At 35.9% G+C, this 24,757-nt stretch carries 22 protein-coding genes; 10 read left to right on the top strand and 12 right to left on the bottom strand.

Annotated elements, in window-relative coordinates; genetic code table 11:
• Positions 1–43: 43 nt before the first annotated feature.
• Positions 44–856, bottom strand: a complete 813-nt coding sequence (locus tag Fsol_RS01500; protein ID WP_108673138.1) for a TrmH family RNA methyltransferase — start codon at positions 854–856, stop codon at positions 44–46.
• Here Fsol_RS01500 and ruvC point away from each other — a divergent pair.
• A complete protein-coding gene (ruvC, locus tag Fsol_RS01495; protein WP_108673137.1) occupies positions 855–1,349 on the top strand; it encodes a crossover junction endodeoxyribonuclease RuvC in 495 nt (164 codons plus the stop codon). The genes Fsol_RS01500 and ruvC overlap by 2 nt on opposite strands.
• Before the next feature lie 85 nt (positions 1,350–1,434).
• A complete protein-coding gene (locus tag Fsol_RS01490) occupies positions 1,435–3,252 on the top strand; it encodes a hypothetical protein (protein WP_108673136.1) in 1,818 nt (605 codons plus the stop codon).
• 1,045 nt (positions 3,253–4,297) lie between these two features.
• On the opposite strand, the gene Fsol_RS01485 is transcribed toward Fsol_RS01490, so the two are convergent.
• The 3 genes from Fsol_RS01485 to Fsol_RS01475 form a co-directional block, all read right to left on the bottom strand.
• A complete protein-coding gene (locus Fsol_RS01485) occupies positions 4,298–5,284 on the bottom strand; it encodes a F0F1 ATP synthase subunit gamma (protein WP_108673135.1) in 987 nt (328 codons plus the stop codon).
• A gap of 2 nt (positions 5,285–5,286) precedes the next feature.
• Positions 5,287–6,555 carry an NADH-quinone oxidoreductase subunit NuoF gene (nuoF, locus tag Fsol_RS01480; RefSeq protein ID WP_108673134.1) on the bottom strand — a complete coding sequence of 423 codons (1,269 nt, stop codon included), beginning with the start codon at positions 6,553–6,555 and terminating at the stop codon, positions 5,287–5,289.
• A gap of 82 nt (positions 6,556–6,637) precedes the next feature.
• Complete coding sequence (locus Fsol_RS01475; protein ID WP_108673133.1) at positions 6,638–7,552, bottom strand: uracil-DNA glycosylase; 915 nt, start codon at positions 7,550–7,552, stop codon at positions 6,638–6,640.
• A gap of 446 nt (positions 7,553–7,998) precedes the next feature.
• Between Fsol_RS01475 and rpmG the strand changes: the two genes are divergently transcribed.
• The 3 genes from rpmG (at position 7,999) to Fsol_RS01460 (ending at position 10,278) form a co-directional block, all read left to right on the top strand.
• Positions 7,999–8,187, top strand: coding sequence for a 50S ribosomal protein L33 (rpmG, locus tag Fsol_RS01470; RefSeq protein ID WP_108673132.1), 189 nt, complete (start codon positions 7,999–8,001; stop codon positions 8,185–8,187).
• Between the two features lie 121 nt (positions 8,188–8,308).
• Positions 8,309–8,599, top strand: coding sequence for a co-chaperone GroES (locus Fsol_RS01465; protein WP_108673553.1), 291 nt, complete (start codon positions 8,309–8,311; stop codon positions 8,597–8,599).
• Between the two features lie 50 nt (positions 8,600–8,649).
• Complete coding sequence (locus tag Fsol_RS01460) at positions 8,650–10,278, top strand: Hsp60 family chaperonin (RefSeq protein ID WP_108673131.1); 1,629 nt, start codon at positions 8,650–8,652, stop codon at positions 10,276–10,278.
• A gap of 1,216 nt (positions 10,279–11,494) precedes the next feature.
• Here the strand turns inward: Fsol_RS01460 and Fsol_RS01450 are convergent.
• Positions 11,495–12,694 carry a beta/alpha barrel domain-containing protein gene (locus Fsol_RS01450; RefSeq protein WP_108673129.1) on the bottom strand — a complete coding sequence of 400 codons (1,200 nt, stop codon included), beginning with the start codon at positions 12,692–12,694 and terminating at the stop codon, positions 11,495–11,497.
• A gap of 159 nt (positions 12,695–12,853) precedes the next feature.
• On the opposite strand from Fsol_RS01450, the gene trxB reads away from it, so the two are divergent.
• The 3 genes from trxB (at position 12,854) to Fsol_RS01435 (ending at position 15,781) form a co-directional block, all read left to right on the top strand.
• Complete coding sequence (gene trxB, locus Fsol_RS01445) at positions 12,854–13,786, top strand: thioredoxin-disulfide reductase (protein WP_108673552.1); 933 nt, start codon at positions 12,854–12,856, stop codon at positions 13,784–13,786.
• Positions 13,787–13,862: 76 nt separating this feature from the next.
• On the top strand, positions 13,863–14,531 hold the full coding sequence (udk, locus tag Fsol_RS01440) for a uridine kinase (protein ID WP_108673128.1): 669 nt from the start codon (positions 13,863–13,865) through the stop codon (positions 14,529–14,531).
• A 2-nt stretch (positions 14,532–14,533) separates the two neighbouring features.
• Positions 14,534–15,781 carry a nucleoside transporter C-terminal domain-containing protein gene (locus Fsol_RS01435; protein ID WP_108673127.1) on the top strand — a complete coding sequence of 416 codons (1,248 nt, stop codon included), beginning with the start codon at positions 14,534–14,536 and terminating at the stop codon, positions 15,779–15,781.
• Positions 15,782–15,930: 149 nt separating this feature from the next.
• Here the strand turns inward: Fsol_RS01435 and Fsol_RS01430 are convergent, their stop codons facing one another.
• Entirely contained in the window at positions 15,931–16,860 is a 930-nt protein-coding gene (locus Fsol_RS01430; RefSeq protein WP_145958105.1) for a hypothetical protein, read from the bottom strand.
• Positions 16,861–16,910: 50 nt separating this feature from the next.
• On the bottom strand, positions 16,911–18,884 hold the full coding sequence (locus Fsol_RS01425) for a sensor histidine kinase (RefSeq protein WP_108673125.1): 1,974 nt from the start codon (positions 18,882–18,884) through the stop codon (positions 16,911–16,913).
• A 250-nt stretch (positions 18,885–19,134) separates the two neighbouring features.
• Between Fsol_RS01425 and Fsol_RS01420 the strand changes: the two genes are divergently transcribed.
• The gene (locus Fsol_RS01420; protein WP_158521603.1) at positions 19,135–19,410 is read left to right on the top strand and encodes an HU family DNA-binding protein; all 276 of its coding nucleotides are present in this window, start codon (positions 19,135–19,137) and stop codon (positions 19,408–19,410) included.
• Between the two features lie 28 nt (positions 19,411–19,438).
• Complete coding sequence (locus Fsol_RS01415; RefSeq protein WP_108673123.1) at positions 19,439–19,912, top strand: OmpA family protein; 474 nt, start codon at positions 19,439–19,441, stop codon at positions 19,910–19,912.
• A 60-nt stretch (positions 19,913–19,972) separates the two neighbouring features.
• Here Fsol_RS01415 and Fsol_RS01410 read toward each other — a convergent pair whose 3' ends face one another.
• The 5 genes from Fsol_RS01410 to Fsol_RS01390 all read right to left on the bottom strand — a co-directional run bounded on the left by Fsol_RS01410 (position 19,973) and on the right by Fsol_RS01390 (position 24,750).
• Positions 19,973–20,836 (bottom strand): baseplate hub domain-containing protein, encoded by an 864-nt coding sequence (locus Fsol_RS01410; protein ID WP_108673122.1) that lies wholly within the window; start codon positions 20,834–20,836, stop codon positions 19,973–19,975.
• The gene (locus Fsol_RS01405) at positions 20,833–21,438 is read right to left on the bottom strand and encodes a DUF2460 domain-containing protein (RefSeq protein ID WP_108673121.1); all 606 of its coding nucleotides are present in this window, start codon (positions 21,436–21,438) and stop codon (positions 20,833–20,835) included. Before Fsol_RS01405 ends, Fsol_RS01410 begins: the two co-directional genes overlap by 4 nt.
• Before the next feature lie 150 nt (positions 21,439–21,588).
• The gene (serS, locus tag Fsol_RS01400; protein WP_108673120.1) at positions 21,589–22,887 is read right to left on the bottom strand and encodes a serine--tRNA ligase; all 1,299 of its coding nucleotides are present in this window, start codon (positions 22,885–22,887) and stop codon (positions 21,589–21,591) included.
• Between the two features lie 19 nt (positions 22,888–22,906).
• The gene (locus Fsol_RS01395) at positions 22,907–23,629 is read right to left on the bottom strand and encodes a hypothetical protein (RefSeq protein ID WP_108673119.1); all 723 of its coding nucleotides are present in this window, start codon (positions 23,627–23,629) and stop codon (positions 22,907–22,909) included.
• The gene (locus tag Fsol_RS01390) at positions 23,617–24,750 is read right to left on the bottom strand and encodes a P-loop NTPase (RefSeq protein WP_108673118.1); all 1,134 of its coding nucleotides are present in this window, start codon (positions 24,748–24,750) and stop codon (positions 23,617–23,619) included. Before Fsol_RS01390 ends, Fsol_RS01395 begins: the two co-directional genes overlap by 13 nt.
• Between the last annotated feature and the right edge of the window lie 7 nt (positions 24,751–24,757).

Raw genomic sequence — 24,757 nt, 5'->3', positions numbered from 1 at the left:
ATGTTACTTTTGAATAACATAATGCACTATCGCTAAAGAAACGCTATTTACACTCCATCACATTGTGCTTCGCTGTATGTCTATGCAGTGATAATGTGTATAGCACAACAGCGCCAGCATTTGACACATTAAGGCTTGGCATATCACTGCCTTCATTCATACCTATTTTAGCTATGAAGTTGCAACTTTTTTCGGTAGATACTCTCATCCCTATTTCTTCATTTCCAAATACTAAAGCTACGTTCTCTATCACTCCAGGAATTTCATTGTATACAGCACTGATTTCTTTTTCTCCGTTAGCACTTAATCCAATGATAATAAAGTTAAACATTTTCAAAGTATTAATAGCCTGCACTAAATTCGTCACTTTAATGTAGGATACTTGCTCAAATCCACCGCATGAAACTTTCAACATTATCGGCATTTCATCAGGAGAATCGATTCTTGTAGTCACTACTGCACAAATACCAAAAGCAGCACATGATCTGATGATAGCACCAATATTGTGAGGATCTGTGACTTTATCCAGTAGCACTACAGAAAACGCACTACCTTCTTTTAGCTTCATTTCTAAAAATTCCTCCAAACACATCTGCTTAAGTGGCACAGAGCGTAATGCAATCCCTTGATGCACTACATCACCACTCATACCAGTAGCAGCACGAAATTCCTGTACTGTCTCTACTATAGTATGCGGTATATTATTGAAGGTAATACCGCTTTCGTGTAAAAATCTCGTTGCATATTCAGTCATAACAAGCATTTTCTTCTCACGTTCAGGATTACGCATTGCAGCAACTACCGGATGCTTACCATATATCCAGTATGCACTACGCTTACTTCTTTTCTTCATCATGACATATCACGTTATTGGGATAGATCCAGGGTTACGTACTACCGGATGGGCTATCCTCGTAAAAGACAAACAAAATCGCAACATCCACCATGCTGCATCCGGCATCATACAGAGTACCAACTACCAAGATGATGCAGAGAGATTATATCATATATTCGCTCAACTCAAGGAAGTTATAAAATATTTCTCAATAGATTTTGCAGCAATAGAAAATACGTATGTAAACAAGAATGCAAAAACTTCTATAAGATTGGCACAAACTAGAACTGCCGCAATGCTTGCATGTCGCGAGCATGATATCAGCATAAAAGAATACCAAGCTAAAACGATTAAGAAACGTATTTCTGGAAATGGTAATGCAGATAAAGAAACGATCATGCAATATATTTGCTTACATCTCGACATCAAAATAGAGGAAATTTCTCCGAAAATTGTGATGGATCAGAGTGATGCTATAGCAATCGCTTTATGTTGCATCTCAGAAATAGATTGAATGTTATCTAATGTACACTTTGTAAGAAAAGTATTGACATTCATTTCGCATTGCGAATAAATAGTCGCATAAATGTATTTTTGCAATGAGAAAAGGCTTTTTTAGATTCGCAACAGTGGCTATTTGCGGATCCTTCTACACGACACTAAGTAGTGCCGCAGGTACAAACAGCAATCCTTCAGTGAATAAACCACAGACAACGACCGAGGTTATTGAGATCACAAAAGCAGAAAAGCCGCAATATGGCAATGGACAAGCACTTATCTCCAATGAGATGCTTAACTTGAATAACTCATCTAATACTACGTCTATTCAAGATAAAGCTGGCTCTCTCTCGCAACAAATTACAGTAGGAAAAGAAGAGGTAAAAATCCTTGTTAAGCCTGTTCTCAACGTGCAGTACGGCGCTGTAATGAATGATGGTATCTTTAAGAGTGCCGATGCATTACTAGAAGAGTATGATACTACCGATAAAAGCGACTTTTTCAAAAAGAAAGTATACCCTTACAATTTAATGAGTCCTGGCAATCCATCAAGATGGGGCGATTTTAGCGGTTTGGTAAACTTCAATAACGTAGTCGTTGACGTAAGCGTTTTGCATCAGGGGTTAAAGTACGGCGGTAATCTCTCGCTATATGCAAACGTATCAAGACCTACATCTGGCGGTGGTGTTATGACTGCAGGAGAAGCATGCGTGTACTGTGAATCAGTAGAACATAAGATAAAAGTAAAAGCTGGAAGTACAGTAGGTGTGCAAAATGAGTTGCTATTATCTGCCAATAACTTAGCAAAAGGTGGAATGGGACTGAGTGGAGATCTGCCGTTTTATATTCAGTACCCCGCTGTAGCACCGTATAATCAACAATACAAAAATGGTAGTATATATGATAGCACTAAACCAATAACAGCATTATTCACCTTACAGCCGTTCGTTGATTCTCCGTCTCTTCCTGGTCCAGCTAATATAGCACCAAAGGCGAATAAAATCTCTGTGACAAAAATATTTGAATTTTCAGATATTTCTACAACTATAGGCGCTTCTTTCACTCCTGATACGCAGGTAAAAGGAACTCTTTCAAGCATAACATCTATACCGGATGGTAGTTTGAACGGCTTTCAAAACGTTATCGGATACGGTGGCAAAATCGCAGGACGAATTAATGCAGATCTCGAATTCGAAGTCTCTTTAGTTGGAGAATTTTGTCGCAAATTCAACACTATATGCAGTGTAGAAAAAATGAAAATTATAAGAGAAGATTTAGGATTAAAGAAAGATAAGGATACTATCACAATGCAACCAAAGGAAGATGAGGAAGGTAACGTCAGAAAATTACAGAAAGGTAATGTTACAGTCGAAGATATAAAATTCGATATAAAGGAAGGTGAGACCATAATCAAAGATTTAGAATTGGAGAGAAATGGAGGTAATGCAATAGCAATTGGAGGATTACTTACGTATAAAAAGAAGTACGCATTAGCGCTAGGATACGGTGATTATGGCTCTACAGGTAATTTTGCCGCTGCTAAAATAAACGGAAAAGTGATATCTAATAATGCGATTTCAATCTCACCAACTACAGGTTATTACATTTCAGCTGGTGCTTCTTATACGGGCAATAAAAACGGAGTAAGCATCACATACCTTTACGGTAATGCAAATGGATTAAGACAACAGCAAATGTACCAAGTATTAACTGGTATGCCGAAGGAAAACTTTGAAGATGGCAACAAAAGTCAGTTTGTTTCTTTTGCGTATGACAGAAAGCTCTTACCAATTGTTAGCTGCTATTTATCATGTGATCATTTTAGCTTATCGTCAAAACAAAAGAATCCTACTCTGCAAAATGGTATTACTGGAGATTCAGGATGGGCTGTTGCAGTAGGATTAAAGCTGAAAGGATAACGTTCGTATGAAAAACGCATTCGTTCACAGTACTTTTCACGATTGTAAGCTACAACTTGCTGTACTGATAGTGCAGCACTTATGCAAGCTATACCCTTCGAGTAAATACATGATCTGAAATGTATAATGCATCTATGTCTAAGCTTGTGAATAAAAAAAGCCACTAGAAGGCAGTAGTAGATAGAGGAGAGACAAGAAGCAGATATCACATAAAATGATTGAGATCATTGATATCTAAAAGCGCCAGTAGCGATATGAAAAGAAGTGATATATCGCTATGCTTCTTGAAAAAGTATGCATTTTGAAAACTTAGAGAATGAAACAGCTTACTCAAAATGAAAGGTAGACTACGAGTGAAAATCTTTATCGAATCTTTTGGCATCACAACTATGTTTCTTATAGCTACGTTGCTTCTTTCATCGCCTTATAAGAGAAGTTCTCTCGTCAAAAAAACGCTTAATTAAGCACACTCTTAGATGAAGCAAGCTCTATCAACTCCTGCGTAATCGTAGCTTGATGCACTACCGCTTCTTTCGCTGCCTTATAAGAGGAGTTTTCTCGTCAAAAAAACGCTTAATTAAGCACACTCTTAGATGAAGCAAGCTCTATCAACTCCTGCGTAATCGCAGCTTCGATGCACTACCGCTTCTTTCATCGCCTTGTAAGAGGAGTTTTCTCGCTAAAAAAAACGCTTAATTAAGCACACTCCTAGATGAAGCCAATTCTATCAACTCCTGCGTGATCGCAGCTTCGATGCACTACCGCTTCTTTCGCTGCCTTATAAGAGAAGTTCTCTCGTCAAAAAAACGCTTAATTAAGCGCATTCCTAGATAAAGCAAGCTCTATCAACTCCTGCGTAATCGCAGCTTGATGCACTACCGCTTCTTTCATCGCCTTATAAGAGGAGTTTTCTCGCTAAAAAAACGCTTAATTAAGCGCACTCCTAGATGAAGCCAATTCTATCAACTCCTGCGTAATCGCGGCTTCGATGCACTACCGCTTCTTTCATCGCCTTATAAGAGAAGTTCTCTCGCTAAAAAAACGCTTAATTAAGCACACTCCTAGATGAAGCCAATTCTATCAACTCCTGCGTGATCGCAGCTTGGCGATGTTTATTATATTGGATACGTAAATTCTTCTGAATTTTTTCAGCATTTCTATTAGCTGCGTCCATCATAATCATCCTTGATGCATTCTCTCCTACATATACCTCTAAAGCAGTATTATAAAATAAAGCTATAAAGTAAGATGGTATCAACATCTTTAATATCTCAATACTAGATGATGGTTCTAATGCGAATACCTTCTTCGCAATACCACTATTTTTCCTTACTCTATCATATAAATTACGATCTGTATTCTCATCAAGAAAGTTAAATATACCCTGTTTAAATTTTTCTTTATCCTGATCAACTAAAGGAAACAATTTTATCAAACATGGCAATTGCAGAACTGTTGTAATGAAAGCTGGGTACATTACATACAAGAATTTGGCATCGCTGCAAAACTTAGCACAAGAATTGCTTATATCATCTCTGAAGGTTTCAAAGCCTTTCACAACATTAACGTGATGCAGAACATACTCAATTTTCACATTCTTAAACTTCTCCCCTCCTATACGTCTCGCATTCTCGATCACTCTTTTAGCAAAACATACAACTCTTATAGTATCTACCTCTGTCGACTGTAATATATCGCTGTACGCAGATTTTAATTTCTTCATTACGATACTATCGAACTTTCCACATAATCCCTTCTCTGCTGAAAAGAGTACTATTACCGCAATATTCGAAGTTATTTGCTCACTTCCTTTATATAATTCACTAATTGTAAGATTTGCGTACTTACTATCATTTGATGCAATGACACTATCTATAACTTCGTGAAAATGAGAGAGATAATCTGCAGAATGAAACACCATGCTCTTCAATTTCTGAAATCTAGAAGCGGCAATAATCTGCATTGCTTTCGTCAACTTATGTGTCGAAATTACTGCACTTAGTCTATTTTTTAAAGCTTTTAACTGTGGCATCTTTACTTATCGACAATAGTAGTACCTCTAATCCTACTCTCTATAACATCTTTAAAATTCTTTATCAAGCCTTGTATCGGCCATGCTGCCGCGTCTCCAAGCGCGCAAATTGTATGCCCCTCTATCTGTTTTGTAATCTCATATAATTCATCTATCTCATGCAACTGCGCTTTTCCAGATACAAATCTTCGCATAATTCTATACATCCATCCTGTACCTTCTCTACATGGAGTACACTGCCCGCATGATTCATGCATATAAAAGCGCGAAATATTAGCTATTGCTTCTATTACATCCGTAGATTTGTTCATCACTATTATACTGCCAGTACCAAGTGCACTTCCTGCATTTTTCAAACTGTCAAAATCCATCAATACATCATCGCATACACTATAATGCAAAAGAGGCGTAGAAGAGCCCCCTGGTATTACTGCTAGCAAATTATTCCATCCGCCTATTACTCCTCCAGCGTACTCGTTAATCAACGTTTTAAGAGGTATTGACATTTCTTCTTCTACATTACATGGACTATTAACATGTCCAGATATAGAAAATATCTTGCTACCATAATTATTTGGTCGCCCCATACTTTTATACCAATTTGCACCTCTCCTTATAATCGTTGAAATAGAAGCAATAGTTTCTACGTTATTAACAATAGTTGGACAGCCATACAGTCCGCAAACTGCGGGAAAAGCAGGAGGCTTTATACGCGGCATGCCTTTTCGCCCTTCTATACTATTCAGTAAAGCGCTTTCTTCTCCGCAAATATACGCACCTGCGCCACGATGCACAAAGATATCTACATCATACTTATGCTTTGAGTGACTTCCTAATAAGCCATACTCCTCTGCTTCTTTTATCGCATTTTCCAATATTACGGCTTCTTTTACATATTCTCCACGAATATATATATATACGGTACGCGCTTTTACCGCAAATGCCGCAATTAAAGCGCCTTCTATAATTTTATGCGGCTCATATTGAATAATAGCCCTATCTTTACATGCGCCTGGTTCGCTTTCATCTGCATTTACTATGACGTATGATGTAGCATCATTACGTGGCATAAATGACCATTTCATACCAGTACTGAATCCCGCGCCGCCTCTACCTCGTATTTCTGATTCTTTCACAGTTTGTATAACTTGCTCTGAAGTTGTAAGAATATCCTGTATATTGCTCCAATCTCCGCGTCGCATGCAGGATTTTATGTCAATAGATGCTTTTAGATCGATATTTTTAAAAATCTTATTTTTTTCTTTTATCATAAGTACTGTATAAATATCGTCTTCATTGATTTATACCATCAAAAAATCGATATCTTTTCAATATCGAAAAATATTTTATTAATTATTTAAGTATCTCAAGCTTTATTTTGCGCAATACATTCCAAACGACTTTTTTTGATAGAGATTGTCGAAGCATATAAGATGGATGAAATAACGGTACCGCATTAATTTTCACCTCATCATCTGTAATATACTCATTATATTTTTTGCCGTATGGTATCACTTTGCCATGTATCGGCGTAAGTGCTCCTTTATAATATAAGATCGATTCAACGGCAGTAGCGCCCATCAACAGTATTAATGGCGGCTTCACTAAAGCTATATGCTTTTGCACAAAAGGACGACACGTATCAATTTCTTCTAATGTAGGCTTTCTATTACTTGGAGGGCGATAAAAAACAGCATTCGTGATATATACATCTTGTCTCTTGAGTGCAACACTTTTCAGAATATGCTCCAGTAAAGCGCCACTTTCTCCGCAAAATGGTATACCATGCTTATCTTCATTCTCTCCAGGTGCTTCTCCAATAATCATGATTGAAGATTGCGGACTACCATCTGCAAAAACTGTATTCTTTGCTCCTGCTTTTAGCTGACATCCATCAAATTTCATCACTATTTCCCTTAACGATTCAACCGTTGTAATCTTCTCAAGCAATGCTGTAATTTCGTTGCTTGTAGTGCGCTTATTATCTGAAGAAATTGCACTCTCTTCAATTTTCTCATTTACTTTATCCATCACCGTGTTATCCGGAGATTGACTTGAAAAAGCGTTCGTCATTTCTTTACGATTTTCAATTTTTTCAATTTTTTCAATTTCTAACTTTTGAAAGAATAAAATGATTTCATTCATTCTTTCTATAGATTCTGTTTCTAAGAACTGAAAGTTATCATGAATTGCACTATTAATCGCTTTATGCAACTGCACGCATATGATAGCAAGCATTGCTTTTGTGTACCGTATATTATTTGCCATCTAGTAAAGCGCTTAACTATAATACCAAATCATACAATATAATAAGCTACTATACATCTTTAGAAATAAAAAGATTCGGACATCCATAAATAAAATCGTAAAATATAGCTAATCGCTCAACAGTTGGACAATTTCTATACTACTCATTTCAAAAGATCGTTATCCGCTGGTCTCTACATCACTACTTTCAAAATCTTCTCGAATTAAATAGTAAGTACTCAGTAATACTGAGAAAAATCCACAGAATAAAAACTTTTCCTTCATCTTGTTCAAAAATAGTAAATAATATAATTTACTACTTTACTCCGTAGCACCATTAATCCATTTCATCACTTTCTAAAAGTAAGAGAAAGTCAAATAAGATTGTAACTACTGTAAAATCGTCTAGATATATCAGTATAAATTGGTAATATTGCGGTACATGTTTCATTTATTTTTCAGTCAATATGGCAGCGAAAAAAAAAGGTAAAAAAAGCAAAAAAAGTATGCTTTGTAGATTAGTTAGCACAGGTAGTACTGGATTCTTCTATGTACGAAAAAAGAATTCAAAGTCGCTATATAGCCTTGATTGCAAGAAATATGATCCTGTCCTTAGAAAGCACGTGCTATTCAAAGAGAAAAAGATGAGTAGTTAACATCTTTTCACTTTTCTCTTGAAAGGTGCAAAATCATCACTATATATCCTTGTGGATAATTGCGAACTGTTGTTTTCAATATCTACGCGATTTAATTTGATTTATTTTCTATTAAATGAATATGAAAGAGAACATAACGCCTTATTCCGGTAAAATTCTCATTAAGAGAATAACCGAGGAAAAATCAGAGGGCATCATCATTCCTGATAACATGAAAGAAAAACCTACAAGGGGTGAGGTGATATCTGTTGGAAAACCTGTACATAAAAGTGCAAATGAGCATTCTTCCCCTATAGATCTGAAAGCTGGTGATATAGTGATATATACAAAGTGGGCAGGTACAGAAATAGAAAAAGATTCAGGTCTAGTAATCTTATCAGAGAGCGATATTTTGGCTAAAATTTCGAAATAATCGCACTTTTACAGTTATATTTTTTATTAATTCACTAATTTTATCATACGATGGCAACTAAAACATCTTTCGATATAGGTACTAAAGTGCTAAACGGAGTGGAAAAACTCGTTAGTGCAGTCGAAACTACATTTGGCCCTAAGGGTAATGTGGTAATAATTGAACGTTCATACGGCGCTCCTAAAGTTACAAAGGATGGAGTGACAGTAGCAAAAGAAGTAGATCCAGAGGATAAGGTAGAAAGCATGGCAGTAAAAGTAGTACAGGAAGCTGCTTCTCAAACAAATGACAAGGTAGGAGATGGTACTACAACTACTATAGCAGTTGCAGGAGCATTGCTAAAAGAATGCTTCAGAATGAGAGCTTTCGGTATACCATTCAATGAAATCATCTCTGGTATGCAAAAGGCTAAAGAAGAAGCTATAAAAGTGGTACATAAAATGAAAAAAGACATCAAATTTAATTCTGATGAAGTAGTACATGTAGCGACAATCTCAGCAAATAACGATCAAGATGCTGGTAAATTAGTGAGAGATGCGTACCAAGAGGTCGGAGAAGACGGTGTCGTGATTGTAGAACAATCAAAAAGTATGGAAAGCACTCTCGAAGTAAAACACGGTATGCAATTTGACAGAGGATACGTTTCTCCTTATTTCATCACAAGTGGAAGAGAAGTAGAATACTCTGATGTATCTGTCTTACTCGTTGATAAAAAAGTTAGTAACGCTACCGATCTCGTGAATATTTTGAATGTTGTTGCTAAATCTGGGAAGCCACTCATGTTAATTGCAGAAGATTTTGATAATGACGTTATCACGATGTTGCTGGTAAATAAAATGAGAGGTAGTCTTAAAGTAGTACCTGTCAAAGCGCCAGGTTTTGGCGATAGAAGAAAGGCAGTAATGGAAGATATAGCTGTAATCACTGGCGCTACAGTCATCACAGAAGAATTAGGTATGAAACTAGAAGAAGCTACCGTAGATCATCTTGGTTCTGCAGAAAAGATACTCGTAACAGCAAATGATACTACAATTGTAGCGAATAAAGGAAAGTTTCAATCTAAAATCGAAGCAAGAGCTAATGTCATTCAAGAAGAGATCTCTCTTTCAAAATCTGACTATGATAAAGAAAAACTTAGAGAAAGATTGGCTAAACTTAAGGGCGGTGTAGCAATTATTAGAGTCGGAGGAGTAAGTGAGGCAGAGGCTGGAGAACGTAAAGATAGATTTGAAGATGCTATAAATGCGGTAAAAGCTGCAATTAAAGGTGGAGTTGTACCAGGTGGAGGTAAGCTTCTTCTGATGATAAGCAAGGAATTAGATAAGATGACTGGCTTGACAGAGGCAGAAAATGCAGGAAAACAGGCTTTAAGTCGCGCATTGTCTAGACCAGCTAGAATTATTATCGAAAATGGCGGTGAAGAATCCGCTATTATCATTCATAAACTCTTAGAATCTAGCGATAAGAATATGGTGTATAACGTTTTAACAAAGCAATATGTAGATGCTTGGAAAGATGGTATATTAGATCCTGCAAGTGTTGCAGAAGAAGTATTGAAAAACGTAGTTTCTGTAGTTTCTACGTTGCTCGCTTCTAATGCCATTATTACTAAAGTAGAAGATAAAAAAGCACAAAATAATGCAGGTGCAGCTCCTCATTATGGAGATGATATGTATTAGTATACTATCCTGTAGAGTGGTGGAGAGAGCTTCTCCACCACATTTTTTCCTCAACGAGTGGTGTAATCTTATAAATTCTCTCGTAAATTAAGCATTTAGATATTCGCTACTTCGTCGCATTTTCTCGGTAAAAAAATCTTTTTTTTTGATAATGAAAACGAATGTTTTTGATTTACTCTAAATATATCTTCTTCTAACCAATAATTGCTTACTTAGCAGGAAGATGGATGAGAGCTTTTCTTAGAAAAATTCTCAAAATGTTCACGCGAGAAGATGGTAAAAGCCTTTCTTAAGGAGACTTTCAAAATGCCAATGGATTAAGAAGTATGACTCGTTACTAGAAGAAGCACTACATTCCGTACCATAGAATTTACCAAAGCGAAAGAAATCGATATTATGCGTTTTTTTTAGCGAAGCATTATGTAAAAAACAAAGAATATTCAAAGATGGAGAGTAATTTTTCATCTTGAAAAATGCTAAATTCTCTAAATAGAAGCTTTGGACATATATGATATTTATTTACTAATAATTATCAGAGTATGAGAAAAACGGTAATAATATAGAACTGTTAAAAATCACAATTATTTTTCAGTGCGTTGCTTTGCGCAGCTTCACGTCTAACAACTTCATCATCACGTAGCTACTTCATAAACTTCATCATCACATCGCTGCTTCGCAAGCCTTTTCGGCGCGTTGTTACTGTACAAACTTTTTCGGCATGTTGCTGTTTGCATTGACTATGTTATAAAATTCATCTGCTTTTCGCCGCGTTGTTCTACACCACTTCACGTCTAACAACTTCATCATCACGTAGCTACCTCACAAACTTTTTCGGCACATTATTACTGTGCAAGCTTTTTCGGCGCGTTGTTACTGTGCAAGCTTTTTTATCATGTCGCTTAATGATTTCATCATCACATCCTGCTTGTAGAGTGCTTTTTAGTCTTCATAAAAATAACGATATCCTCTATCGGTAGAATGCTTAATAATAGCGCTATTCACAACGCCCTTTGATCGTGCTACTTAAATAACAGCTACATCATTATAAAATTCATCCGCTTTACTCACATTTATCTTGAAGCAGTTTCATCAGACTATTATCGCATTATATATAACGAACTATACATCACTGCGACAGGTGTAACGCCTCAGTATCGCGCGCTGCTATCGTAGAACAAAATGCAATAATACTTACATCACTTTCTATCTCAAATTGCTAAGCTGCAGTATTTTTCAGTTTTGCATTCTCCAGGCGCAGCAAGGAAGTAAGTAGTGACTCATCTCTCATACGATACAGTCCTGTAATATCATTAAGTAGCGTTATAGCTTCTTCTCTCGGTCTTTGAAATACATTTCTTCCTATTATAGAGCCATTACCACCTCCATCTATCGCATACATAATATCTCTTTCAACTTCTCCTATCGCTTTCGTTTCACCACCTGAAAATATCACAATCCTTCTACTATCAAAAGCGGCTTGCATCACTTTTTCTATGCTTATAATCTTCTTATTTTTCAACTGCTCAAAATAATTAGATAGCCCATCCTGCAGCACTTTTATTCTATTTTGCTCTTGTGTACTGTTCAACGCAACAGAATGCTTGCGAAGCTGCTCGAGATAATTAATCGCCAAAGCGATACAACTATAGTCATCCAAGCCATGCATCTTCTTGCTGTATTCATTATCATACCATCGCTCACCATCGGTAAAATACTTAGAAATTTCGCGTGCTATACTATCCATATCATGAATTTTAGGCATTTTCACCTTCACTATATCAGCGCCAAGCATACACGCGATATGCACCGCATACGATATATTATCAACACTCTGCTCTTCTCCCTTCACACCATCTCCACGCGGATAAGACCATATAACTGAGAACAATCCGCGTTCCCTCGCTTCTGCGATCATCCGCGATGCGCGCTCCATCATTCGAACGTTGCTTTTACCTGTACCAGGATATATCGTCATTCCAATACCATCACATCCTAATCTCACAGCATCTTCCGGAGTACTTAATAACGCTTGACTATGCTCACCCTCGTGAATAGCAGAACAATTCGAATTCAACTTCAAGATTTTACAAATCTTTTCATAATTATCACTTCCATAAATTGTCTCCATAAATCCTAACGGTGCCGCAATGCCATTCAGTCCACACTCCACGGCTAAGTCTAGATGGTACAACGGATCATATGCAGCAGGATTTACATCAAAAGACTTTACAGGTCCATGCTCAAATCCCTGATCTACCGCCATTATCACAATACCTTTATCATCACAGACGCCACATTTGATCAACTTCAACAAGCGTTCCTTCACCTCTTCTTCTCTCGCTTTATAATTCTCTTCTATTATCTTACTAAGAGAAAGTATCGCGTCATTCGTTGTTGTGCTATCAGACGTTGTCATGCTATCGGATATAGAAAGATGTAGAATTAATATAGTGAATTGTAAGCTTTCACGTATACCATGCAAGTGTAATTCTCGTAAAAAGTAATTTGCATATTTTTTTCTCCAAGAGTCAGCTAATATTAAAGTATAATCTACTCTTAAGCACTCATAAATATGATGAAAAGCAAAGTACTAATACTAGGTTCTGGCCCTGCAGGATATACAGCAGGCATATATGCTGCAAGAGCATGTTTAGATCCGATACTACTCACTGGTTCAGCCAAAGGAGGACAACTCACTACCACTACTGATGTAGAGAACTACACCGGTTTTCCAAATCCTGTACAAGGTACATGGCTAATGGAACAAATGGAAAAGCATGCACAAAATGTAGGTGTGAAAATAGTAGAGGATACGGCAACGTCAGTAAATTTGCATACATCTCCATTTGAAATTGTCACAGAAAAGAAATTACAGATACACGCTGATACCTTGATCATAGCTACTGGTGCAGTTGCTAAATGGCTACATCTACCAAGTGAAGATAAATTTAAAGGATATGGAGTTTCAGGTTGCGCGACATGCGACGGCTTCTTTTATAGAGGTAGAGAAGTAGCTGTTGTAGGAGGCGGTAATACGGCGCTTGAGGAAGCACTCTACTTATGTAATCATGCTTCGAAAGTGACTATTATACATAGAAGAGATACGTTTAGAGGCGATATGACAATGCAGCAGCGAGTACTCACTCATCCAAAAATAAACATCATTTGGAATCATGTTGTAAATGAAGTAATAGGAGATGATAATCCTAAATCTGTAACAGCGCTTAATATCAAAAATGTCATTACTGGTGCTATCTCTACTCTTCCAATTCACGGTGTATTCATTGCAATTGGACATAAGCCTAATACAGATCTTTTTCACGGAAAAATAGATCTTGATAGCGATGGATACATTAAGACACAAGCAGGTACTTCTATTACCAGTATAAGCGGTGTTTTCGCAGCGGGCGACGTACAGGATAAAATTTATAGACAAGCTATCACTTCTGCAGGAAGCGGCTGTATAGCGGCACTGGATGCGGAAAGATATTTGAGTAAAATGCCATGAACTATACTTTATAGAAGTAATACTATTGACATATAACCTTCTACTCGTTAGGATCTCCAAAATCTTCTACTCTCTTATGAAGAAATGTGTTGTAATAGGAATTTCTGGTGCATCAGGCAGTGGAAAAAGCCTTTTCGCCTCTACTATCATTAAAAATTTTCATTCCTCTGACGTAAGTATAATATCGGAGGATATGTACTACCGTTCTCAAGATCATCTCTCGTTGGAAGAAAGAAAGAGAACAAATTATGATCATCCAGCCGCATTCGAACATAATTTACTCGTCGAGCACATAATGCAGCTTAGAGATGGATTTTCCATCGAAGCACCTACATACGATTACGTACGAAGTACTCGTGCCACGACTACTAAGTTGATTTGCGCATGTTCCGTACTGATAGTAGAAGGCATTCTGCTATTGTATGACGAAGAGTTAAGAAATATGCTGGACATTAGCATATACATAGATACTCCTCTTGATATATGTCTCTCAAGAAGAATAGTAAGAGATATTCAGGAACGTGGACGAACTGCAGAGGGGACAATAAAACAATACCAAGAAAGTACAAGACCTATGTTCTTGAAGTATGTACAACCATCTAAAACGTATGCGGATATCATAGTCCCTCATGGAGGAAAAAATGAGGTAGCAGTAAATATCATAGAAGAAAAAATAAAAAGCATATTAACTCTCTCTAAGAGTAACTATGTACAAACAACAGCATTACATTCTTCCATTTCGTAGTCATGCATCAACTTTTATTACCGCTAATACTCTTTATTCTGATATATCTCGGCGCATTTCTTTCTAGTACCGATAAAAAATCAGTCAAATTGAATATCATTGTACTCGGCATGGCAGTGCAAATAGGATTGTCATTCTTAGTGATGAAAGTTCCATCTATAATATCGTTCTTTAAATTTCTCAGTGATAGCTTTGAAGTAATTACAAGAGCTACTAATGTCGGTGTGGCTACAGTATTTGGAGAATTAGCGCTTGAGCCGCAAAAGAATAACTTTGGATTCGTCCTTGCTTTACACGGCTTGCCTTCTTTGATCGTCGTCTCAACTCTCTGTTCCATTCTTCTTCACTTAGGTATATTGCAAAAGATCATGATGCTTTTATCTATCTTTTACAAAAGCGTTATGAGGATACCGACGGTATTATCAATGGGTGTAGCGGCTACTTTGCTTACAGATAAAAATTTCTCCGCAATGATGAACAGGCCGTACCTTGCTTCATTGTCTAGAGGTGAACTTTTTACAATGTGCGTTGCAGGCTTAGCTTTTTCATCGGTAGCTATCATAGCGGTATACGATAGCATGCTTTCAGCTGTAGTAGAAAGCGCAATCACGCATATACTATCTTCTATAGTGATATCATCTCCTGCAGTAATCACAATTGGAAGAATGATGATACCATATCACGCAGATCTGACTTTTAAACCTCAACATATAAGAAGTACTGACAGCACTAACATCATGAATGTAGTACAGGACGGTATAATAGATGGCGCTAAAACTTGTGTTGCAATCATTGCAATAATTATAGGTATGGTAGCGCTAATATCTTTATTAAATGAACTCATAAATACACTTTCAACCTCTTTAGGGTATAGTCTTACTATTCAGAAAATACTAGGCTTCGTCTTCATGCCTATTGCATTTCTTCTTGGCATTCCTGCATCAGAGTGCTCTACAGCTGCTGGCATTATCGGTACAAAAATTGCGCTTAATGAACTTTTAGCGCTTAATGACATTCTTCTATACCGAGACGTAATATCGCATAATACAATAGTCACACTCATTTATGCATGTTCCAATTTCGCTAATATTGGCAGTACAAGTTTGATGGTCGTTATATACGCTAACTACCTTCCAAACAGAAAGGATGAAGTAACAGGATTTATATTAAAAGCACTGGTAGCTGCTATATTATGTACGTTAAGCACAGCTTCTTTAGCTTCATTTTGGCTACATCTAGCTGCTATATAGAGTTTTGGTCAGTCGCATAAAGTAGAAATAGAAGCGCAGAAATGAAGATGAAATATCTTCGTCGTACGCTAACTAATGTATAATGCGCATGCTAAGAAAATTACCGTATATTGGTAAGCATGATAACTTGTTACGTCAGATAGTGTAAGCTAGCCAATCTTACCTGAAGAGTCGAATTCAATTACTATTTCCTTCCACTCATCATACTTAGTAACTGCAGGCAATTTCAGCAATGGAGATGCATTCTCAAGCGTTAAAATAGCATTAGTGACAAATTTCTTATATGCGTTATTCTCAACTCCTTTACGTTCCATTACTTTAATATCGTATATATTGCCACTTTTAGAGACTTTGAAGCGGATTTTAACATACATTACATCGGTAGCGTGATGATAATCTAAGTAATAATACTCACTAATCTGATCTATAATGGCTTTTTTCTCTTCATCTGATACTCCTTCTTTGGCAAAACCACGCTCCTCACTCGTATTATTTATTCCGTTACTGTTATTTTTCTTGATATTTTTTGTATCCTTTTTACTACCATCTTTCTTGTCATCGCTCTTTCCTTTAGCCGCACTTTTCTTAATATCCTCCTTCTTTATATTTTTCTTAGCATCTTCCTTCTTTTGGCCTTTCTTTATGCTTTCCTTCTTCATACTTTTCTTTGTGTCTTCCGTTTTCTTTTTCTTAGATACGTTTTGATCATTTTTCTGCTCTTTCTTTAACGGCTTTTTACTTTCTGCTTTTTTCTGTGATTTCTCACTCTTTTTTACCGCATCTACATCACGTTTCTTGACTATTTTTTCCTCAGGTAATTGCTTCACTTCATCGATAACTTCTGGTTCTTGAGGTTTCGTATTTTCTATGTGTTCCTGTACCTTACTAAAGGTATGCTCTTCAACACTTTGACTGAAGGTGCGCTCTTCGACGCTTTGATATACTTTATCAAACTCTATTGGAGTACTATTTGGCTCTTCCTGCTTTGCCATTACCTGCGCAATGCTCATTTTCATCGTAGTACTTTGTATTCGCTTTTCTTCATTAATACTTAGTAAAGAAAAGAAACTCACCGCCATGATACATATGCAATGCAGTATTATGGATATTACTATTTCTCGCTTCATATTTACTGATTATCATACGCACCAAGTGCATCAGCTTTACTACAGAGTAGCTTAAAAATTGCTATAGTACCATAACCATTACTATTATTTGCAATATTAAATACTCCATTATGTTCTACTATTATCGATCTAACTATTGATAATCCAAGTCCAAATCCTTTTTTACTCTTTGCCGCTGGATTACCAATCTCATCAAATAAAATACCATTTCCATTATCTTCTACCGATATTACAGCATATTCGTACTCATGAGTAATCGAAATATGAATACGCTTTTGCACTCTACCACTCTCCGCACTAGACATAGCATTTGCAGCATTTTGCAAGAGATTCATCATCACTTGATGGATCTGATTTCTATCACAATCCACATTTATTTGCGTATCAGTAGTTCGTAATTCGTATATCACATCCGCATTCGCTTTCTGCTCTAAGATCATTACTTCATTACATATATCGTAAATATTACATGGTATTAATTTGGCTTTCGATACTCTTGCGCTGAGAAATTGCATAAGCATTTTCTTAATATCTTCAATCTTAGACGATATAATATTGACATATTTTTTAAGGGTACGCTGCTCTTCTTCAGGTAGTTTATCAATCAAAGTTGCTTCAATATGCTCTATTGCAAGTTGTATAGGAGTAAGAGGATTTTTTATTTCATGTGCAACTCTTTTAGCAACTTCACTCCAAGCCTTCAATTTATTCACTAAATTCACTTCCGTAATATCTTCTAAAGCTATGATAATGTTCTCCAATTTTTCATTTTCACGGATATAGCATAGCTTCACCAATAAATTTTTAGTATCGCCATTTCTTATAATATTGATATAATGAGAGTCCATACGCTCTTTATCTGATTTTTCTCTAGTACGTACAGCTAAAAGTAATTCAGATATTTCAGGAAATATATCACTACACGACTTAGCAAGATCTACTATACATAAAATAGTACGCGCAGCATTGTTACATACTAGCACCTCGTTCTCATCATTGAGTACTATAATACCAGATAACATCTCTGCAATTATAGTTTCCGTAAATTTTTTCCTAGCTTCTAAAGCATTATTCACATCAATAAGTATTTTATGCTGTGCCGCTATTTTCTCCGACATACTGCTAAAAGCTTTTGATAAAGCATATAATTCTCCACCATATTTCACTTTTGGCAGAATAAAATTATAATCTCCTTTCTTTATTGATCTAGTCGCTTTTATTAACGAAGATAGCGGATCTATGATGAGATAGGATAACTTACTTGCCACAAAAAAAGTGATAAATAATATCAGCAATGATCCTATGATGAATGTAAATAGAACTCTCATCCTTATACTTCTCATATGCGCGATAGATTCCTCATACACTGCTGTAGATAGCTTCGTATCGTCTAAATGCTTCACAATCTCTGGATCTATATATCTGCTTATAATGACGTACAGTGGTAAAAAATCATATTGAGTATGTAATTTGACAATTGCATGAACTTTATTCTCGACTTTGCTCTTATATACAAATATCTCTCCTTTATCCACCGTTGGTAAAGCTTCTCGCAACAATGCTGGATCTAAAAAGATAGTAAAAATACTCCAAGAAGTTTGTAATATCGTCTGCTCCGCATTAAATATCATAATATCCGATAGATTCTGCATATTCGCTATAAAATCCAACACTTTAGTGCCATATTCTCGATCTATCGTCAGCTTCGTAAAATACTTCTCAATCTCTACAGAAGCCATTAAAGCATCAACTTTTATTGTTTTGACATGCTCATTCAAATAGAGTTGCGATACTTCCGTTGTTCTACGTATGCTATTCTTGATTTGAGTTTCAAAATATTTCTCTACTCCGAGATAGTAATATGCACTACCTAAAACACTAGAAAGTACTATCGTCGTCAAAACACCACCTATTACCATCAATAAAATCTTGAATCTCAACGATTGATTCTTTACATATGAAGCTATAGATAGCATATGGACAATACTGATTGTGTTAGCATTTACTTTATTGAAGAAATTTAAGATAAGTTATCATTAAACATTTTATTATAACTATATATTTAAGCTGTAATGCTGATATTCGTCAAAATCTTTTACTCTTTCTACTGAATATCCCTATTTACCTATTGTTTTGTCTTTAAATATATTTTAACATATAGTTGTATGACGAGAATAAGCTTTGCTTCACCTCTTGTCTATGTAAAATTTTTGTAAGATACGTATAGTGAATAAGACTGATCTTATTGCAGAATTAGCCTCTGCTAACAACATAACGAAAGTACAAGCTAGCGCATTCTTGGATTCGTTATTGGATATATGGAAGGATGCTTTAAAACGGAAAGAAGAAGTAAAAATGCTTGGATTTGGTTCATTCTTCGTAAAATTTTCCAAAAGTCGTATGGTGAACAATCCTAGAACTGGCGAAGCAATGGAGATTCCTTCAATGCATCGCGTAAAATTTGCTCCTGGAAAAGCTCTCCAAGACATAATTAATGAATAATTAACTTTTTAATAACTTTTATCTTATCATGTTAAAGAAACTATTTATTTTCGGCGTTGCAGCTTTATCGCTCACCGCTTGTGCAGGATGTAAAACGGAAGTTCCAACTTTAGAAGATGCTGCGGCTCTCACATCTTCTGATGGAGAACTCGCTCAAGCACTGTTAAAATCTCATGCGAATATCGTATATTTCGATTTCGACAAATATAGCTTAGACGCTGCAGATAAACAAAAACTTGATCAAGTATCTGACCTCTTGAAGAAGTATCCTAAAGCTTCTGTAGTAATAGAAGGTCATACCGATTCAATTGGCACAGAGAAGTACAACATCGGTCTCGGTGAAAGACGTGCTAATAGTATAAAACAATATCTCACTTCAAAAGGAGGTATTTCTTCCGAAAGACTGACTATAGTAAGCTATGGTAATTCTGTACCTGTTGCTGATAACAGCACACCTGAAGGCAGAGCACAAAATAGAAGAGGTGTAGTAAACAACAAGTAAATCTCATCTCTGAAAAGAAAATGCACATCTCCATTCTCATGGTGATGTGCATTGCACTAGTTAGTAATTTGGCAGTTGAGGTTCTCCTCTAAAATTTAGCCTATTCTGATATATCGTTTGGCACATATGTATTATTTTATTACAACCGACCATTAAATCAAAAGTATCAGATTGTGTAATAAAAGATGGTATCCTCTGTGCTAATTCTATAGTACATAACCCTTCTGTTGGTTCTCGAAAAGCTATTATTTGCACTGTGAAGCGCATCTCTTTTGACAGTATCATACGACGGAATGTAATATTTCCGTAATGTAATAATATGCGGTATTGAATACTATCAATTTTGGCGTTTTCTTCGCAAAGAGCATCGAATCGCCTCCTTATACTAGTGCAACGTATTCTATTATTACGCTCAATACCTTCAACACGAATATCTTTTACCGTATAAAGATCTTTATCCTTTCCGCATAAACTATCACAAAAACTCGCTCTACATGTTGTAGAATACGCATCTGTAGATGCTTTTCTGAGAAATTCTTTGAGACTTGCTATCTCTACAGTACTCCATTCTTCACTTAGCGTTATATTCTGTACTGTACCACAGTATAATATTTTATTAACTTTATACTTTATACTAGTGCTTTCTAACTGTATGGAAAATAAAGAACATGTACTTCCATCATATACCTCATCCATTACATCTAGTACATCCAGTAAATGGTGTGGTAATTTTATATCTAAACTCACTTCTTCATCTGCTAAATCTGAAGTTTTTACAATTTTGCTTATATTTCTTACGCTATTTTTCTGATATACAATATCGTCAATCTCAATATCTTGATCGCAATTTGTAAAGCCTAGTACTGCTTCATTACGTAAAACTATCTTGAAGCATAACGTATTTAAGTTGGCAATATATTTCATTTTACTTCAATTAATTCAATATTATCACAATGAAATTTCGTAGGATTATGCATCTCTATATGCAAAGAATCTTGTGCAAATCTTACTAAGACATCAAATTCAAACGAGCAAGTAATCGATACATTATCCATTACTGAATCATAAAAGTAGATCATTCCATTATCGTGATTTACTTCATACATTTTCGGATCTACTTTCTCGTGATTCATAAACACATCTACCGTACCATGTACAATCTTTTTAATATGTCTGAATTCAAAATAAGTGCGATTGACGTGATACCGTTTCTTAGCATAGTATTCTTTTCTCTTCTCATCAGAGCATGTCATTACTTCTCTCTCTACTTTATAGTCAGAAATATCTTTAAATCGAAATGCATATAAACTACCTTTACATACTCGGAAGAAAGATAACAACTGCTCGACACTTTCGCGATTTATTAAAAATGGCGTTATGATGTATCGCATTCTGGAGTGTACAAACGTTGTATCATTGATATCACTTCTTAACATCTGATGTGTAGCATTAATATACTCGACGCATTTAGTCGTTTTAGTTACTAATGTAGTCGGTAATCTATAGTCTATACAACTATTATCCATCCTAAGAAGTTAGAAATTCATAATGAATTTAGTGCAATATTTATCACGCGCATAATAGCAAGATACAACTACAATATCCTCGCATTTTGCAGCAACATCGCATCGATATGCAAAATTTATGCCATATATCTCTAATGCGGGAGTATTTTTTTAGAAAATTTTATTTGGAACAATCTTTTTCAGTCCATTGCAATAAGGTATAAGCACTTCCGGTACATCTACTGTGCCATCTTCATTTTGATAATTCTCAAGTACAGCTACCAAAGCCCTCCCTACAGCTACACCAGAACCATTTAAAGTATGCAAGAATGTGTAAACTTTCTTCTGATTATTGTCTTTGACGAAGTATCTTCCAAGCATCCTTCTTGCTTGAAAATCCATGCAATTAGAACAGCTTGATATCTCTCTATACTTTTGCTGCCCTGGAAGCCATACTTCTATATCGTATGTCAGCGCTGAAGTGAAGCCTATATCGCCACTACATAACAAAACTACTCTATAGTGAAAGCCTAAAGATTGCATCAACGTCTCTATGCTATTAAGCATATATTGATGTTCAAATTCACTCGTATCTTCAGTAGTTACGGTAACTAATTCTACCTTCGAAAACTGATGCACTCTAATCATACCTCTAGTATCTTTTCCTGCACTGCCTGCTTCTGAACGAAAGCATTGAGTATGACTCATAAAGCGTTTCGGCAAAGATGTTATATCTACATTGCAATTCGATAGTAAATTTACCAACGGTACTTCAGCTGTAGGTATCAGCCTATACGAAGAATCACATTTAAAAGACTCATTATCAAATTTCGGCAGCTGGCCCGCATTAAACATAGCCTCTTCTTTCACAAGCACTGGTACTGATATTTCTAAAAAGCTATTTTTTCTATGATGATCTAACATAAAATTAGCCAATGCTCTCTCAAGAACAGCTAAATCACCATAAAGATGAACAAATCTAGAGCCTGAAATCTCTGCAGCTTTTTCAAAATTCATACTATGTAGATTTTCACCTATCTCAAAATGCTGAATAGGCTTAAAAGAAAAATGCCTTTTCTCTCCTACTTCCCTAATCACAACATTATCATCCTCTCCGTTTCCCTCCGGCACTCTACTATCTAATATGTTAGGAATCTTTGAAAGAAACGCCTTAAATTTACTCTCTTCTTCCGTTACTGCTGCCGAAGCTTCTACTATCAAAGCTCTAATACTTTCAGCACTTTTTGTAAGCATTTCCTCTTTCTTATAATCTGCACTAGTTCTCTTAATAATGGCAATCTGAGAGGCTATTTCATTCTTTTGTGTATTAAGATCTTGCAAAGTGTTTTTCTTTCTTTTCCACTCATCGAACATACGTATTATCTCTGCAGCAAGAGGTGGCATCTTCCTCTTTCGCATTGCATTATCAAATTCTACAGGAGAATTTTTAACATATTCTATATTATACATATCAAGACACCAAAAATTTCTAAGAGTCTTTTATTTTCATCGAAGATGGAAGAGAGCCATAAAAAGGTGTAAAGAACCTGCCATTACGCTCTTTGCCATACTGTGACACCATAAGCTCCATTAGTGCTACCCCCGTAGCAGAAGATGGTGTTATATTAGCACATTTATCTCCAAATAGATAGTATGGTCTCCATAAACAGGTATCTAGCTCATCATTCGAAAGTACTGCTACGCTAGATGATGAAATTACATCTTCTGCAATAAAATCATCCATAGAAATCTCAGTAATTGCACCGAAAGCATTTAGATAATAATGCAAATTTGCTATTAACTGCGACGGCATTATCGGCTCTAGCAGCATAATAACCTTATTTTTCTCTGTCTGAATGCCAATAAAAAAAGGAGGCTGCTTGATATCTTTTACCACTCTTTTATATATGAAATACAAGCACAGTTGATAGCTATTCAACTGTATTGGAAGAATACGACTTTCCGTACACAAAATACCATTAGCGTATGACACGCCTATTCTTACGCTATTAAAACTACCAGGGCCAACGTTACATCCAATGTACTTCACTTTACTTAGAGAGAGTGACGCTTTTTCCAGAGCAGTAATTGTAATCTTTGCAATTCTTTCCACCTGCATATTCTTTTCTCCATCATAATAAGAAAAGATCTCTCTATTCTCCGTCATCACTGCAACGGACGTAGTACCGGACGTAGTATCTATGAAAAGCATCGTAAAGCCAAGAGATTACGTACTATTACTTCGTATTCGCCTCTAAAATGGATACTATTTTCTTCATTGTTCGAGATAAGCATTGCGTTTTTGTAAAACAAACATGCATCACTTACAAGATCTACATAGAACGATATACTACCTAAGTAATTAATATCGTCAAAATTTTTTATATATTGATGAACAATATCTTTCTTCTCTAACTTCATGTTACAGATAATACCGAAAAGAGTTAATCCAAACTTTTTTGATAATTCATATGACTTTATAGTATTTGATAATCCTATCATACTTTCATTTGAGACAAGCACTATACGTACGTTATGCGCAAGTAAATCGTATTTCTCTAAAAGCGAAAGATGTATATCTCCCGTTCCTGGCGGAGTATCTATTATAAGATAATCTAGATCGCTATCAGTAAAGACATTTTCTTTTTTCCATCTCGATAATGATAAGATAGTATCCATCATCTTCGTAATCATCGGCCCTCTCCAAGAAAATACCTTACCGCTATCTTCCGGTACGAGAAAATCTGCTGACATTATCGGTATTCCTTCCGCTATAGGAGGTATGAAAATGCCATTTTCCATAATTGTATATCCCCGTACTTCTAAAAATTTAGGAATCGATGATCCATATACATCCAAATCCGCTATTCCTACTTTAAAGCCCTGCGCTCTCAAACTTAAAGCAATGCCGACGGTAACAGATGATTTTCCTACACCTCCCTTTCCAGACATTACTACTATGATATTTTTCACATTCTCAATGCGCTTCTTCTCTTTTTTATGCTGCATATTCGGCAATATACGCGGTGATTCTACATTTTTCTCAAATTGCTGAATCACAACGCACTTTATTTCTACAGAATGCAATAAAAGCCTCATATCTGCACTGCATTCGTCATAATTACGCAGCACATTAGTACATTTTAATTTCAAACTTTCTTTTTCATGCTCTGTAATGCTGACATTAGGACTAAGATATATAAGCATTATGAGTATATTTCGACCACCTTCATAATTCCGATATGTGATACTCACGGACGCATCACTACGTAGTGATTCTTGAATAGCAATATCGGATACGCGCTTATTTAGAGTAGAAAAGTCATATTTCATCGCATTT

The sequence above is a fragment of the Candidatus Fokinia solitaria genome (assembly GCF_003072485.1).
In the GTDB taxonomy this organism is placed as follows: Bacteria; Pseudomonadota; Alphaproteobacteria; order Rickettsiales; family Midichloriaceae; genus Fokinia; species Fokinia solitaria.
The sequence above is the reverse complement of the archived record's forward strand: the minus strand, read 5'-3'. Positions and strand labels throughout refer to the sequence as shown.